The 15,189-nt window shown below is 69.8% G+C and carries 14 protein-coding genes; 1 reads left to right on the forward strand and 13 read right to left on the reverse strand.

Annotation, left to right across the window (positions count from 1 at the left end; genetic code table 11):
- Positions 1-44: 44 nt before the first annotated feature.
- The 5 genes from ACRYCC_RS13740 to ACRYCC_RS13760 form a co-directional block, all read right to left on the reverse strand.
- On the reverse strand, positions 45-233 hold the full coding sequence (locus ACRYCC_RS13740) for a hypothetical protein (RefSeq protein ID WP_433811891.1): 189 nt from the start codon (positions 231-233) through the stop codon (positions 45-47).
- 158 nt (positions 234-391) lie between these two features.
- Positions 392-2,233, reverse strand: a complete 1,842-nt coding sequence (locus ACRYCC_RS13745) for a DUF8508 domain-containing protein (protein WP_433811893.1) — start codon at positions 2,231-2,233, stop codon at positions 392-394.
- 271 nt (positions 2,234-2,504) lie between these two features.
- Positions 2,505-3,590, reverse strand: coding sequence for a Zn-dependent alcohol dehydrogenase (locus ACRYCC_RS13750; RefSeq protein WP_433811895.1), 1,086 nt, complete (start codon positions 3,588-3,590; stop codon positions 2,505-2,507).
- Between the two features lie 97 nt (positions 3,591-3,687).
- Positions 3,688-3,879, reverse strand: a complete 192-nt coding sequence (locus ACRYCC_RS13755; protein WP_433811897.1) for a ferredoxin — start codon at positions 3,877-3,879, stop codon at positions 3,688-3,690.
- Positions 3,880-3,952: 73 nt separating this feature from the next.
- Entirely contained in the window at positions 3,953-4,405 is a 453-nt protein-coding gene (locus tag ACRYCC_RS13760; RefSeq protein WP_433811899.1) for a pyridoxamine 5'-phosphate oxidase family protein, read from the reverse strand.
- Between the two features lie 264 nt (positions 4,406-4,669).
- On the opposite strand from ACRYCC_RS13760, the gene ACRYCC_RS13765 reads away from it, so the two are divergent.
- Entirely contained in the window at positions 4,670-5,383 is a 714-nt protein-coding gene (locus ACRYCC_RS13765) for a class I SAM-dependent methyltransferase (protein ID WP_433811901.1), read from the forward strand.
- A gap of 167 nt (positions 5,384-5,550) precedes the next feature.
- Here ACRYCC_RS13765 and ACRYCC_RS13770 read toward each other — a convergent pair whose 3' ends face one another.
- The 8 genes from ACRYCC_RS13770 to ACRYCC_RS13805 form a co-directional block, all read right to left on the reverse strand.
- Positions 5,551-6,702, reverse strand: coding sequence for a prenyltransferase/squalene oxidase repeat-containing protein (locus ACRYCC_RS13770; protein ID WP_433811903.1), 1,152 nt, complete (start codon positions 6,700-6,702; stop codon positions 5,551-5,553).
- The gene (locus ACRYCC_RS13775) at positions 6,692-7,444 is read right to left on the reverse strand and encodes a class I SAM-dependent methyltransferase (protein WP_433812180.1); all 753 of its coding nucleotides are present in this window, start codon (positions 7,442-7,444) and stop codon (positions 6,692-6,694) included. The genes ACRYCC_RS13770 and ACRYCC_RS13775 overlap by 11 nt, the downstream gene beginning before the upstream one ends.
- Positions 7,445-7,495: 51 nt before the next feature.
- Positions 7,496-8,758: a glycosyltransferase family 4 protein gene (locus ACRYCC_RS13780; RefSeq protein ID WP_433811905.1), complete on the reverse strand. Its 1,263-nt coding sequence runs from the start codon at positions 8,756-8,758 to the stop codon at positions 7,496-7,498.
- 12 nt (positions 8,759-8,770) lie between these two features.
- Positions 8,771-9,997: a cytochrome P450 gene (locus tag ACRYCC_RS13785; RefSeq protein WP_433811907.1), complete on the reverse strand. Its 1,227-nt coding sequence runs from the start codon at positions 9,995-9,997 to the stop codon at positions 8,771-8,773.
- A 91-nt stretch (positions 9,998-10,088) separates the two neighbouring features.
- The gene (locus ACRYCC_RS13790) at positions 10,089-11,318 is read right to left on the reverse strand and encodes a cytochrome P450 (protein WP_433811909.1); all 1,230 of its coding nucleotides are present in this window, start codon (positions 11,316-11,318) and stop codon (positions 10,089-10,091) included.
- A 37-nt stretch (positions 11,319-11,355) separates the two neighbouring features.
- The gene (locus ACRYCC_RS13795) at positions 11,356-12,249 is read right to left on the reverse strand and encodes an SDR family NAD(P)-dependent oxidoreductase (RefSeq protein ID WP_433811911.1); all 894 of its coding nucleotides are present in this window, start codon (positions 12,247-12,249) and stop codon (positions 11,356-11,358) included.
- Between the two features lie 406 nt (positions 12,250-12,655).
- Positions 12,656-13,657 carry an MBL fold metallo-hydrolase gene (locus tag ACRYCC_RS13800; protein WP_433811913.1) on the reverse strand — a complete coding sequence of 334 codons (1,002 nt, stop codon included), beginning with the start codon at positions 13,655-13,657 and terminating at the stop codon, positions 12,656-12,658.
- A gap of 188 nt (positions 13,658-13,845) precedes the next feature.
- Entirely contained in the window at positions 13,846-15,006 is a 1,161-nt protein-coding gene (locus ACRYCC_RS13805; RefSeq protein ID WP_433811915.1) for a steroid 3-ketoacyl-CoA thiolase, read from the reverse strand.
- Positions 15,007-15,189: the final 183 nt, after the last annotated feature.

Here is a 15,189-nt window from a genome sequence, read left to right on the forward strand (position 1 = left end):
AGCTGTTCACCGGTCGAGCTTGTACCGGTCGAGCCTGTTCACGGTCAGGTGTGGATGTGCAGATCGACGCCGAGCAGCACCAGGAACCACAGGAAGATGGCGAGCAGCGCGCTGGCCACCCGGCGGAGCAGATCGGCGTTGAGGTAGCCCTTGTCCCAGGCCACGAAGATTCCGATGATGATGTATATGAGGCCGATGAGGCTGATGCCCCGGCTTCGATAGTGGTACGCCATGGCAGGCGTCTCCTCTCGATCATGTCAGTGGAACGCCTGGCAGATGCCCGGTGAAACGAAGGTCAAACTCGGCCCATCTCCGGGTCGGCGCCGGGAGGCCGGCCCGGGTGGCGGGCGCCTTCTCCCGTCCGGGCACATGCCCAGGTCAGGCCGGATGTTCAGCCGAGACGGAGCCGTACGACGCTGGGGTCGTGGTCGCTGATCTGGTCGGCGAACTCGGCGTTCATATGGACGATGTCGTACACATAGCGCTGCCGGGTCAGCTCCGGGCTGAGCAGGATGTGGTCGAGCACCTGTGAGTTGCCCTCGTGGTCGTAGGTGTAGCGATCGTCCACCGGCAGGCCCGCGGCCAGATCGCTTAGCCCGGTGCCGGTCGTCAGCGTCTTCAGCGGGGCGGAGAACTCGAAGTCGTTGAGATCTCCGGCCACGATGACCCGGGCACGCGGATCGACGGCGCGTATCGAGTTCACGAAGCCGGCCATGGCCTCGGCCTGTGCCTGCCGCTGCACCTGGCTGGGCAGGCGCGGCGGCTGGTAGCGGCCGAACAGCGGATCGTCGCCGCCCCTAGAGTTCCAGTGGCCGGCGACGACGATGACGCGTACGCCGTGCCACGAGAACTCCCCGGCGAGCGGCTTGCGGGAGTTCGCCCACGCCGGGCCGAGCGGATCGACCCGGCCGGGGCTCACGCTCAGCCGGGCCCGCCCGGTCCCGTCGTCCACGGCGGTCACCGGGGTGGCCGCGTCGCCGCCGGGCCGGTCGACGAAGGAAAGCCCCCGATCGGTGCGGAACAGGAAACCGACCCGGATGTTGCCGCCGGGCTCCCCGCCGTCGGCGTTGTTCTGCGGCGGGATGGAGCGCCAGTCGTAGGCCGGGCCGCCCGCGGCGCTGATGGCGGTGACCAGCTGTGCCACCGTCTGGTCGGCGGCGACGGTCCCGTCGTCGTCGGGACCGCTGTTGTCCTGCACCTCCTCCAGGGCCAGCACGTCCGGTGATCCGAGACCGCCGACGATCTCCTGCGCCAGCCCCTGGAACTTCGCCGGAGGATCGGACGGGTCGAGGTTCGCCATGTTCGCCGTCGCCAGCGCGAGCTCGCCGGCGCGGGCGGGCCGCGCCGACTCGCGGGCGATCGGCCCCGTCACGACCTGCGGGGTCGCGGTGAGGAACAGCTTGAAGCCGCCGAACGCGTAGTCCAGCACACCCGTGGACCGCCCGGCGAAGCGATCGCCGACGTTGACCGCCGGCACGCTCACGAGCGTGTCGTCGACGATCAGGCGTTCGGGGTCGGCGTCTCCCGGGCGCAGGACCAGGCCGCCGCGACGGGACCGTACGGTCGCTCCCGCGCCGCGCTCGGGCAGCACCGGGACCTCGCCGAACTGGGTCCGGGGGCCGACCACGACCGCGTCGTCCACCACGACCCGCATGCTCTCCAGCGACTCGTAGAAGTCGATGCCGTCCTTGCCCGGATCGAACGTGCCCGAGATCTCCACGTCGCCCGTGGCGTCGTCCTCGATGACCGTTCCTGGTGGCCTGCGCCCGTGCGGTCCGACGACCACGGCGGGCGGCAGCGGCACGCCATGGGCGACCACCGTGACCGCGCTCGCGTCCAGCTCGGTGCGGGTCAGGTTGGCCGAGGTGTCGCCACCGGGACGGAACTCCGCGACCACTCCGTCGATCAGCACCGAGTCCGACGGCACCGCGGACGGCCGGGTCCGGGTGAAGACGAAGATGCCCTCGGACGTGGCGTCGTCGTGGTCGGGCCGGGGGTCCTGAGCCCAGAAGCCGTTGGCGGTGACGGCGGTGACCACGCCCGGGACCTGGCCGACTTGTTGGCCCGCCAGCGGGGAGAGCTGGGCCGCGCCCTGGATGTCGTGGATGCGAGGGGCCACGGGAACGGGAGCGGCGTCACCGGTCCCCGGCAGGAGGACCACGGTGAGCCCGGCCGCGAGGCAACCGCAGAGCAGCCGGCCGGGTCCGCGCCGCCGGAGTCGTGCGTAGGTCACCGGCCCTCCATGAACGACACGACGGAGGTCCGTCGGAACGCGGGCGAAAATCACAATTACCGTACGTGTCGATCACGGTAACATCACGGCCCCGGAGATGACCAGCGGCCGGCGAGGGTCCCCGCACGCGACCTCGTGCGGGGACCCTCGCCGGCCGGACGTCCCGGCGGTGTGACCCGGTACGGCGCAGTGCGACCCGGCCGGACCCGGTCGGACCGGGGCAGCCTCGAGCGAAGCCGGCCGGGCCGGGCCGGAGCGGACTCGGCGGGGCTCAGTCGAAGAGCACGACCTGGCGGATGACGTCGCCGCCGGTCAGCGCCTCGACGGCGTCGTTGAGCTCTTCGAACTTGATGCGCCGGCTGATCAGGCTCTCCAGGTCGAGCTTGCCGGCCCGCCACAGGTCGACGAAGAGCGGAACGTCGCGCTTGAGGTCGCAGCCGCCGTACAGCGAGGCTTTCAGGCTCTTGCCGTCGAACAGCAGCGAGAACGCGTTCTGCGTCCAGTTGTCATCGCCCGCGCCCGCGCCGACCACGATCACGTCTCCGCCGCGCCGCGTGGCGGTCCAGGCGGTCTGGATCGCCGCGGACTTGCCGACGACCTCGAAGACGTAGTCGAAGCCGCCTCCGGTGAGCAGGCCGGTGGTCTCGGCCACGTTGTCCAGGGTCGCGGTGTGCGTGGCGCCGAAGTGCTTGGCGATCTCGTGCTTGGCCTCGTTGGGGTCGATGGCCAGGATGGTCGACGCACCGGCGATGCGCGCGCCCTGGATGACCGAGAGCCCGACGCCGCCGGCGCCGACCACGGCCACCTTGGCGCCCGGGGTGACCTTCGCGGTGTTGAACACCGCGCCGACCCCGGTGGGAATGCCGCAGCCGAGCAGCGCCGCGTACTCGAACGGCACGTCGTCGGCGACCTTGATCGCGGCCTGGGACGGGACCACCATCTCCTCGGCCCAGGTGCCGACCCCGGCCATGCCGAACGCGGGGCTGCCGTCGCCGAGCAGGAAGCGCGGGACGCTGAACGCCTCACCGATGAAGGTCATGCACAGGTACGGCTCGCCGCGGAGGCACTCGGCGCAGTAGCCGCAGTCCGGGCTCCAGTTGACGACGACGTGGTCGCCGACCTTCACGTTGGTGACGTGGTCGCCCGCCTCGACGACGACGCCGGAGCCCTCGTGGCCGATGACGGTCGGGGGCATGACCGGCAGCACGCCGGTCATCGACGACAGGTCGGAGTGACAGACGCCGGTCGCCTTGATTTTGATCTTCACCTGGGCCGGGCCCGGTTCGATCGTGGTGACGTCGTCACGCAGATCGAGTTCCTTGTCGCCTACCTGATGCAGTACCGCGGCACGCGCCATGCGTTCCTCCAGGGGGAGACGCCGTCCCCGCCGCCGGAACGGGCGCGGGAGCCGGGCGTCGAGGGTGGTTGGGTGACCTGCCGGTTGTTCGCTCCGGTCATTCGGTGAGCGTCAGGGCCGCCTTGGGGCAGGACCGGACGGCATGCCGTACCTTGTCGACGAGCTCCGCGGGGGGATTCGGCTGCAGGATCTCGAGGTTGTCCTCGTCGTCCAGCTCGAACACCTCGGGGGCGAGACCCATGCACACGGCGTTGGCCTCGCACACCAGCGGGTCCACTCGTACTTCCATCGCGCGCTCCTTGATTGCGGGGCCGTGCGCGAGTCCGGCCACGGTCGCCGGGTTCGCGTCTCGGGCCAGCTTGTCAGGCCAGCTTGGCGTGGTCCCAGGACGCGACGCGGGAGACGTTGACGACGTACGCGTAGCGTTTGGCCGCCGTGTGCTCGACGAACGGCGCGATCTCGGCCTCGTCCTGGATGTCCATCATGCGCCGGACCACTTCACTGCCAACATACCGAATCCTGTTCGGATCAGTGACGATCTCGGCCGTGCCGTAGATCAGTGCGCCGCGCAGCTCGAAGTAGTCCTCTCCGGCCTCGATCAGGCAGGTGATCCGCGGGTCCCGCTCGATGTTCCGGGCCTTCTGGGAGGTGCGGTAGGTCCAGAACCCGATCTGGTCGCCGACCAGTCCGTAGAACATGGTCACCAGATGGGGTGTGCCGTCCGGATTGATCGTGCCGAGTTGCAGCTTGCGCTGGCCCTCGATCAGGGCAGACACCTCTTTTTCGGACATGGAAATCCGCTTGCGCTCGCTCACCGGAAAAGTAGAACACGTTTCAGTCTGAGGCGGCAAGAGGGGATCGGTCACGATGTCGCCGAGACTGCCGGCCGCCGTCCGGGACGGGCGGCCGACACCTCCGGCCGACACCTCCGGCCGACACCTCCGCGCAACCTGAACGTGGGAGGGAGGTGGGTGAAATGTCACCGGGCGACCGCATCGTTGAGGGTTGAGGAGGAGTGCGGGGCAGTGGGTGATCTGAGCGGCACCGCCGGGGAGATACAGTGCGCGCGGAGGAGATCGATGACTGAGATGACCACGGCAGGGCCAGGTGAGGGGGAGACCCTTCCCGCCGATCCCCGGCCCGAGCGTGCGATGCCCGCGCACCTCGTCCGGGCGGCCGAGGCGGCGAAGGGCTTCATGCCCCGGCCCGAGGGCCGCGTGCTGTACGAGACCGCGCTGGAGTACGGCACGCGGGGGCCGCTCCTGGAGGTCGGCACCTACTGCGGCAAGTCCGCGATCTACCTGGGGGCCGCCGCCCGCGAGGCGGGCACCGTGCTGGTCACCGTCGACCACCATCACGGCTCCGAGGAGAACCAGGCCGGCTGGGAGCACCACGACCCGTCGCTGGTGGACCCTTGCACGGGCCGCATGGACACGCTGCCGACCTTCCGCAAGACGATCGGCTCCGCGGGACTGGAAGACCACGTGATCGCAGTCGTGGGCGCCTCCAGGACCGTCGCGGTGCTCTGGCGCACGCCGCTGGGCCTGCTGTTCATCGACGGAGGCCACGCGGAGGAGCACGCCCAGGGCGACTACACCGGCTGGGCCCCCTGGGTGATGACCGGCGGGGCCCTGGTCATCCACGATGTCTTCGCCGACCCCGCCGACGGCGGCCAGGCCCCGTACCACGTCTATCAGCGGGCCCTGGCGAGCGGCGCCTTCGAAGAACGCCGGGCCGAGGGCTCCCTCCGCGTCCTCGAGCGCACCTCCGACGCCGACCCCCTCAGCGCCTGACCCACCCTCGCTCTCACCCGCCCCCTGATCACCTCCCGTGATCACGCAATCGTTCGACGACTGATTGCATGATCACGGTAGAGGTGCGGAGGCGCGAGTGTGCCGGGCCACGGGGCCGGAGGGGCCGGAGCGCGGGGGGCTGGTGGGTGGGGAGGGAAAGGTAGCGGTCAGCGGTCGGCGGAGCTTCGTACGATGCGCGGAATCTGCGCGGTCTCACAGCCGCAGGCGGCGGGGTCGGCCGAGGCGCTGGGCCCCAGCGGACGGCCGGCGATCTCCTTGAAGATCTCCGCGCCCGGGGTGGCGCCGCTCAGCGTGTCGGCCGCGAGGATCACCGCGGCGGCCGTGTAGGTCGACCGGTCGCCGGGGAAGTGCCGGTCGTTGACGAACTGGTAGCCCGTCCAGTACGACCCGTCCTCGTGCCGCAGGAACTGCATCTTGGTGAACAGCTCCAGCGCGCGATCCCGGTCGCCGATGGAGTCGAGCGCCATCACCAGCTCACAGGTCTCCGCGCCGGTCACCCAGGGCTGGTCGGAGACACAACGGCAGCCGAGGTCACCGACCACGAAGGTGTCCCACTGGGCGCTGATCCGCTGGTGGGCGCCCCGGCCGCGGACCGGGCCCGTGAGCACCGGGTAGTACCAGTCCATCGACCAGCGGCTCTTGTCGGCGAAGGCCTCTGGATGCGCGGCGATCACATGGCCCAGCTGGTCCGCCGCGAGCTCCCAGTCCGGCTGCGGCTCGTCCAGGTGCTCGGCCAGCGCCACGGCGCAGCGCAGCGACTGGTAGATCGACGAGCAGCCGGTCAGCAGCGCGTGGTCGCTCGGCTGCCCGTCCGGGTGCCGGATCCAGATGACCTCGCCGCGGGCGGTCTGCAGGCCGAGCACGAAGTCGATCGCCCGGCGCACGCTCGGCCACATCCGGGCCACGAACTCCTCGTCGCCGGTGACGAGGAGCTCATGCCACACCCCGACGGCCACGTAGGCCGCATGGTTGGACTCACCGCCCGCCTCGATCACCTCGCCGGCGATCCACTTGGCCGGCCAGGAGCCGTCGGGCCGCTGCTCGCCGCGCAGCCACTCGTACGCCCGCCGGGCGGGCTCGGTCAGCCCCGCCACCGTGAGCGCCATCGCGGCCTCGATGTGGTTCCAGGCGTCCACGTGGCCGGGCGGCAGGTCCTGGCCGTCCACATGGGCGGCGGCGAACCACGGGATCGCACCGGAGGGGTCCTGCTGCCGGACGATGCTCTGGGCGGTGGCCACGATGTCGGCGGAGGTCACCACATCGTGCACGGACGGGATCACGGCAGGCTCAGGCCGCATCCGCCGACTCCTTAGCCCGGCCTTCGGAGCGGGCCGGTTTGGTGAAGTACGTCACGACGCTCTTGCCGATGAGCGGGTTGAGCGCACGTTCGGCCAGTCGGGTCGCGAGGGGGCGCTTCATGATGTCCCAGACCAGGACCTGGTGGTAGGCCTTGGCGAGCGGGTTGTCACCGTTGTCGACCCCCACCGCGCACTTGATCCACCAGTAGGGGGCGTGCAGCCCGTGCGCGTGGTGGTGACCGTCCACCCGGAAGCCGGTGGACTTCAGCTTGGCCTGCAGCTCCGCCAGCGTGTAGATGCGGACATGCCCGCCGGGAGCGGTGTGGTAGTCCTCCGACAGCGCCCAGCAGATCCGCTCCGGCAGCCAGCTCGGCACCGTCACGGCGAGCTGGCCGCCCGGCTTGAGCACGCGCATCAGCTCGGACATCGCCCGCATGTCGTCCGGGATGTGCTCCAGGACCTCAGAGGCGATGATCTTGTGGAACGTGTCGTCCTCGAACGGCAGCTTCAGGGCGTCGCCCTGCACGGTCTTGGCCGTGGCGCCCTCGGGGGCCTCACCCGCCAGCCGCATGGCGCCGAACATCTTCTCGACGCCGTCCAGCTCCTGCTGGTCCATGTCGAATGCCACGACGTGGGCGCCCCGGCGGTAAAGCTCGAAGGCATGCCGCCCGGCTCCGCACCCCATGTCCAGAATGTGATCGCCCGGTGAGACGGGGAACCGCTGGAAGTCAACGGTAAGCAGGGCGGTGCTCCTTCCTAGGGCCGTCCGCGCGGAGGCGCGGACGATGTCGGCTTACGGGTGCCCGGCCGCCTTGACGGCGGCCCGGTAGTGCTCGACCGTGGCGATGGCCACGGCCCGCCAGGTGAAACGCTCCTGGACTCGCTGGTAACCGGCCTCGCCGATCCGGGCGCGTTCCGCGGGGGAGTCGTGCAGCCGGCGCAGGGTGGCGGCCAGCTCCTCGACGTCGCCGGGCTCCACCAGCACCGCCGCGTCACCGACCACCTCGGGCAGCGCCCCGGCCCGGCTGGCGACCAGCGGGGTGCCGGAGGCCATGTGCTCGACCGCCGGCAGGGAGAAGCCCTCGTAGCGCGAGGGCACCACGGCGACCTCCGCGCCGGCCAGCAGCTCGCCCAGCTCGTCGTCGGAGATGCCGCTGACGAACCGCACCCGTTCGCCGAGGGCCAGCTCGCGGACCAGCTTGGCGGTGGGGCCGTCCTTGGTCGGCCTGCTGACGATCACGACGTGGACGTCGCGCTCGGTGGCGACCTTGGCCACCGCGCGCAGCAGCACGTCGACGCCCTTGAGCGGGGAGTCGGCACTGGCCATGGCCACGATCCGGCCCGGCACCCGGGGGGCCGCACGCGGATGGAAGACCTCGGTGTCGACGCCCAGCGGCAGGATGTGCACGTTCTCCGGCCGGGCCCGGAAGTCCTTGACGATGTCGACCTTGGACGACCCCGACACCGTGAGGATCCGGCCGATGCGCTGGGTGACCTGCGCCTGCATCCGTACGAACCCGTACCAGCGGCGCTTGCCGAAGTGCTGCTTGAGGCCCTTGGCCGCCTCGATCTCGATCCGGCGGTCCACGCTGATCGGGTGGTGGATGCTGGTGACCAGCGGCAGCCCGAGACGGGGGATTCCGAGGTTGCCGTAGCCCAGCACCTGGTTGTCGTGCACGACGTCGAAGTCCAGGCGCCGTCTGCGGAGCTCGCGCAGGACCCGCAGGCTGAAGGTCAGCGGCTCGGGGAAGCCGCCGGTCTTCATGTGGGCGAACTCCAGGACGTCGATCCAGTCCCGGAACTCGCCCGGCTTCGGGATCCGGAACGGATCCTCGTCGCGGTACAGGTCGAGGCTGGGGACCTTGGTCAGGATGATGTCCTCCCGGTCCAGCTCGGGGTACGGCTGGCCGGAGAACACCTCCACCCGATGTCCCAGATCGGACAGTTCGCGACTCAGGTGCCGGAGATAGACGCCCTGGCCCCCGCAGTGCGGCTTACTCCGGTACGAAAGCAGAGCCACCCGCAACGGCTCGTCATCCGGCGTGACTCTGCTCACGCACCACCCCTCTCAGCCATGGGAGGCGGTGGGCGTATGGCGCACCGGCATCTCCTTGATCCCGTTGATGAAGTTAGACCTTAGCTTGCGTACGTTACCCGTCAGTTCAATGGTGGGCATCAACGTCGAAAGCGTTTCAAAAAGTACACGCAGCTCCAGCCGGGCGAGATGGGCGCCCAGGCAGAAGTGCGGTCCGCCGCCACCGAAGCCTATGTGCGGATTCGGGTTCCTTCCCACGTCAAAGAGGTAGGGGTCGGTGAAGAGCGCTTCGTCCCGGTTGGCGGAGCTGTAGAACACGACGACCTTGTCGCCTTCTTTGATCTTCTGGCCGCGCAACTCGGTGTCCTGAACGGCCGTACGGCGGAACAGGTTGACCGGGGTCACCCACCGGACGATCTCGTCCACCGCGGTCCGGACCAGGCTCTGGTCGGCGAGCAGGCGCTGCCACTGGTCGGGATGCTCGAAGAACGCGAGCATCCCCCCGGACGCGGCGTTGCGGGTGGTCTCGTTGCCGGCCACCGTCAGCAGCAGCACGAACAGGTCGAACTCGTCCGTGGAGAGCCGGTCGCCACGATCATCGGGCTCCAGCAGCTTGGAGACGATGTCGTCGCGGGGGTTGTCCCGGCGCTCGGCCGCCAGCTGCTCGGCGTAGGCGTAGATCTCGCCCGCGGCGAGCTGCCCGTCGTCGGGCGATCCCTGGAAGTCGGGGTCGTCGTAGCCGATCAGCTTGTTGGACCAATCGAAGATCTTCTCCCTGTCCTCGACGGGGGCGCCGAGCAGTTCGCAGATCACATAGAGCGGCAGCGGCGCGGCGAGGTCGTGGACGAAGTCGGCCTCCGTTCCCACCTCATTGATGAGCTGGACGCAGATGTCGCGAATGTGCTGTTCCAGTACTCCGATGGCGCGGGGAGTGAAGCCCCGGTTCACGAATCCCCGCTTGCGCGTGTGGTCGGGCGGGTCCTGATTGAGCATCATCATCCGCTGCATGACGAGGTGCTCCTCTGGTGGCTCGTCGAACAGCGCCAGCCGGCGGTGCGAGGAGAAGATCTCCGGATGGCGGGAGACGTGGGTGACGTCCTCGTGCCGGGTGATGGCCCAGAATCCCGGCCAGCCGCGTTCGCGGTCACCGTGATGCCAGTAGACCGGGGCGTTCTCCCGGAGCCACTTGAGCTGGTCGTGCGGTACGCCGTCGCGGGCGTACAGATCCTGGTCGACGAGGTCGATCTCGGGGGGCGTCATTGCCGTACCTCCTGGCGGAGTTGCAGGATCTCCCGCCGTGATCATGCAATCCATCGACGATCGATTGCATGATCACGGAAGGGGGGTGGGGTCAGCCGAGCTTGGCGGACGGGGTGAAGCGAACGGGCATTTCCTTGATCCCGTTGACGAAGTTGGAGCGCAGCCGCCGGGCCGGGCCGGCGAGCCGGATGTCGGGCATCCGGTCGAGAACGGTCTCGAACAGGACCGCCAGGTTCATGCGGGCCAGATGGGTGCCCAGGCAGAAGTGCGGTCCACCGCCGCCGAACCCGACGTGCGGGTTGACCGCACGGGAGATGTCGAACGTGAAGGGGTCCTCGATGACCCGCTCGTCACGGTTGGCCGAGCCGTAGAACAGCACGACCTTGTCCCCCTGCCGGATCCGCCTGCCGCCGAGCTCGGTGTCCTGGGTGGCCGTACGGCGGAACAGGTTGATCGGGCTGGTCCAGCGGACGATCTCGTCGGGGGCGGTGCGCAGCAGGCTCCGGTCCTCCTGCAGCCGCCGCCACTGCTCCGGGTGCTCGAAGAAGGCGAGCATGCCGCCCGCGGAGGCCGTACGGGTGGTCTCGGTGCCCGCGATGACCAGCATCATCACGAAGAGCTGGAACTCCTCGTCGCTGAGGCGCTCCCCGTTCTCGTCGGGCTTGAGCAGCTGGGTGGCGATGTCGTCGCGCGGGCTGCTCCTGCGCTCGGCGGCCAGCGCGCCGGCGTACGCCATGAGCTCGCCGGCGACCACGGCGGCGTCCTGCACCGCGCCGGTGTACTCGGGATCGTTGAAACCGACCAGCTTGTTGGACCATTCGAAGAGCTTGCCGCGGTCCTCGACGGGCGCGCCCAGCAGCTCGCAGATCACGTACAGCGGGAGGGGGGCGGCGAAGTGCTCGACGAAGTCGGTCTCGCCGAGGGTCGCGACCTCGTCGATCAGGTCGTTGCAGATGTCGCGGATGTGCCCCTCGAGCTGCTTGATCATCCGGGGGGTGAACCCCCTGTTGACCTTGGCCCGGTTCTTGGTGTGGTCCGGCGGATCCTGGAACAGCATCATCATCCCGTACATCAGGATCTCGTCCTCGGTGAACTCCTCGAACATCGACGTCCGGGTGTGCGAGGAGAACAGCTCCGGGTGCCGCGAGACGTGCACGACGTGCTCGTGCCTGGTGATCGCCCAGAAGCCGGGCACGCCGTCGTTGGGGTCGTAGTGCCAGTGCACGGGGTCGTTGTCGCGCAGCCAGGAGAACTGCTCGTGCGGGATGCCGCCACGCTCGTAAACACTCGGGTCGATGATGTCGATCTCAGGGGTGGTCACATGCGCTCCTGTCGGGGAAGCGGACAGCGGGGTGGGATCAACTGAACGTGAGCGCCTCGGCGGCGCTGAATCCTGCGGTGCCGGTCGAGAGGTGCGGGCCGAGCTCGGCGGCGAGCCCGTCCGCGGTCCAGAGGCCGTCGATCCTCGCCAGGTGCGCCACCGACGGAGGGGCCATGACCGCGACGGTGCCGCCGTAGACCACGAAGACCTGGCCGGTGACCCGCTCCGCCGCCGGTGCGGCGAGATAGGCGACCAGCGGGGCGACGTGGTCCACAGAGAGCGGATCGGGGCCGTCCTCGGGCGCGGAGCCGAACATCGCGGCGGTCATGGCGGTCCGGGCGCGCGGGCAGATCGCGTTGGCGCGCACGCCGTAGCGCCCGCACCCCTGCGCGGTGGACAGGGTCAGGGCCGCGACGCCGGCTTTGGCGGCGGCGTAGTTGGGCTGCCCGGGGGCGCCCAGCAGGAAGGCCTCCGAGGAGGTGTTGATCACGCGGGCGTAGACCGGTGCGCCCTCCTGCTTGGACCGGTCCCTCCAGTGGGCGGCGGCCTGCCGGGAGGTGACGAAATGCCCCTTGAGGTGGACCCGGACGACGGCGTCCCAGTCCTCCTCGGACATGTTGAACAGCATCCGGTCGCGGGTGAAACCGGCGTTGTTGACCAGGATCTCCAGCGAGCCGTAGGTGCCGAGCGCGGTCTTGAGCAGCCCCTCACCGGTCGCCCAGTCGGCGATGTCGCCCGGGTGCACGGCGGCCTCGCCGCCCGCCTGCCGGATCTCCTCGGCCACGGCGTGCACGGCCTCGCCGGGCAGGTCGTTCAGCACCAGCCGGGCGCCGGCCCTGGCCAGCGCCAGTGCCTCCGCCCGCCCGAGCCCCTGACCGGCTCCGGTGACCACGGCCACCCTGCCGTCGAGGGATGTCGACTGATCGGTCACGGCCTTCCCTTCGTCCTCCACCAGCGGCCGCGCACCGCGAGATGAGGCAGGTTCCATACGACTGAGCGCTTGCTTGGTCTGGAACGAGTTCTAACATGAGACTCGAGTCTCATCAAGGGGCCGGGTGCCGGTAGTGACATGTGTCGCACCTCAGTGCGCAGCCGTACGACTCCGTACTGTGGAGGGCGGGAGCGCGGGAGGGGCGGTCAGGCCAGGAAGGATCAGGTCAAGGCTCGTCGAAGGGGCAAGCCGAGATAAGACACGCCAAATAGGACACAGCGGATGGGACATGCCGGATAAGGACACGCCAGATAGGGTGCGCCGGCTAACAGGCGTCGGTTAAGACGCGCCGGTGAAGACGCGCCAGCGAAGGCGTGTCAGTGAAGACGTGTCAGTTGAAGACGTGTCAGGTCAGGACGAAGCGGAGCGGATCCTCGGTGCCGTACCGGCGCGCGACCCCCCGACTCTCCAGCGTCCGCAGATGGGCCGCGGCCTCCGCTGCCGCCATCTGCCGCGCCGTGACCGGCATGTCGTCCCAGGACTGCCGCCAGACCATTCCGCCGGTCACCTCCCACAGCGTCCGGGCGTCCCGGGACAGCAGGCCGGTGATCTCGGTCAGCCGCTCCTCGTGGTGGGCGGAGATCTCGCCGGCCCGCTTGGCGAGGCCGTTGAAACGGTACTGATGGGCGGGCAGCACCTCACCCGCGTCGATCTCGGCCACCCGGCCGAGGGAGTCCAGGTAGTCCCCGAGCGGGTCCACGTCCGGCTGGTCGTAGGGGTAGAGCCCGATGTGCGGGGTGATCCGCGGCAGCACGTGGTCGCCGGTGAAGATCCGGTCGCCGTCCTCCAGATGCAGGCAGATGTGCCCGGGCGAGTGGCCCGGGGTCCAGATCACCCGGAGCTTGCGCCCTGGCAGGTCCACCAGGTCGCCGTCGGCCAGCTCGCGGTCGGGCACGGCCGGGGGATCGGGGTACTCGGTGCGGTGCTGCTGTGCGTTCAGCTCACCGGGGCCCGCACCGGCCCGCTGCATGGCGTTGAGCTGCCAGCCGCGGTCCACGTCCTGGGCGACGAGGTCACGGAATATTCGGACGATCTGGGCGTCGTTGTGGTGCATCGCGATCCAGGCGCCCGAGGCCTCCCGGACCCGGCCCGCCAGCCCGGCGTGGTCGGGGTGGTGGTGCGTGACCACCACACCGCTGACGTCGGCGACGTTCAGGCCCAGCGAGCCCAGGCCGTCCCGCAACGCGGCCCACGCGTCCTCGTGCTGCCAGCCCGCGTCGATGAGGACGGGCCCGCGCTCGCTCTCCACCGCGTAGACCAGCGTGTAGGCGAGCGGGTTGCCGGGGATGGGTACGGGAACGCTCCAAATCCCGCCGCCCAGGTCCTCGGGAACAGGTGTCTTGCGCACGCGGATCCTCGTTTCGCATCATCCCCTCCGTGGTCACCGCGGTGATCCATCGCGGAGCGCAGGGGGTCAGGGGGCCGGCACGGGTATGCCGGAGCTTTGTGATGGTTCCGTCAGTTGCCGACAGATACCGATAGACGGATACCGGGAACGGATGACAGTTACCGGGAAACAGCTACCGGTAAATGCTGTCAGATGCGTTCGATGATCGTTGCAGTGGACAGGGCGCCGCCGCAGCACATGGTGATCAGAGCGGTGGAGGCGTCGCGGCGCTCGAGCTCGTGCAGGGCGCTGGTGATCAGCCGGGCGCCGGTCGCGCCGACCGGGTGACCCAGCGCGATCGCCCCGCCGTTGACGTTGACCTTGTCCATGTCCGGCTTGTGCACCGAGGCCCAGGAGAGCACGACCGACGCGAAGGCCTCGTTGATCTCGACCAGGTCGATGTCGCCCATGGTCATCCCGGAGGAGGCGAGGATCCGCTCGGTGGCCTGCACCGGGCCGTCCAGGTGGTAGTACGGCTCCGAGCCGACGAGCGCCTGGGCCACGATCCGGGCGCGCGGCCGCAGTCCGTACCGCTCGGCCCTCTCCCGCGACATGAGCAGCACGCCCGCGGCTCCGTCGGAGATCTGCGAGGAGTTGCCCGCGGTGTGCCGGGCCTGCTCGCCCAGGACGGGGCGGAGCCCGGCGAGCTTCTCGACGCTGGTCTCCCGCAGCCCCTGGTCGCGGGTGACGACCCGGGTCTCGCCGGTCGGCGCGCCCTCGCCGTCCAGGACCGGCGCCTCGATGGGGGCGATCTCGCGGTCGAACCGGCCGTCGGCCCACGCCTTGGCGGCCAGGTGCTGCGAGCGGGCGCCGAAGGCGTCGAGCTCCTCCCGGGTGAGACCGCGCCGGGTGGCGATGCGCTCGGCGGCCTCGAACTGGTTGGGCATGTCGATCGACCAGTCGTCCGGCCGGGGATTGGCCGGCAGCACGTTGGTGCCCAGCGGCGCCCGGCTCATGACCTCGACGCCGCAGCCGATCGCGGCGCCCACCACGTCCTGTGCGACCAGCGCCGCCGCCAGGTGCACCGCCTGCTGGGCCGAGCCGCACTGCGCGTCGATCGTGGTGACCCCGGTCTGCCAGGGCAGGCCCGCGTACAGCCAGGCGTACCGCCCCACATGGCCGCCCTGTTCACCGGCCTGCGTCACACATCCGGCGAACACCTGCTCGACCTCGATCGGATCGATGCCGGAACGTTCGATCAGCGCCTTCTGGGCGTGCGCCAGCACCGCCTGCGGCTTCAGCCCGGCCAGCCAGCCGCCGCGCTTGCCCTGCGGGGTGCGTACGGCCTCGACGATCACGGGGGTCCCCATGAGTCCTCCTTTTAGAACGTCATTCTTGTTAACGACTGTAACGTGTTCTAATTTCCGGTGGAAGCCCGCCCCGTAGCGGAGGCGTGCCGGGGCCCCACCGTGCGCCGTGCCGTCCGCCGTGCGTGCGCCGTGCGTGCGCCGTGCGTGCGCCGTGCGTGCGCCGGGCTGAGCGCCGGGAGCCGC

Origin of the sequence: Actinomadura scrupuli (assembly GCF_050971785.1) — a bacterium.
Classification (GTDB): Bacteria; Actinomycetota; Actinomycetes; order Streptosporangiales; family Streptosporangiaceae; genus Actinomadura_E; species Actinomadura_E scrupuli.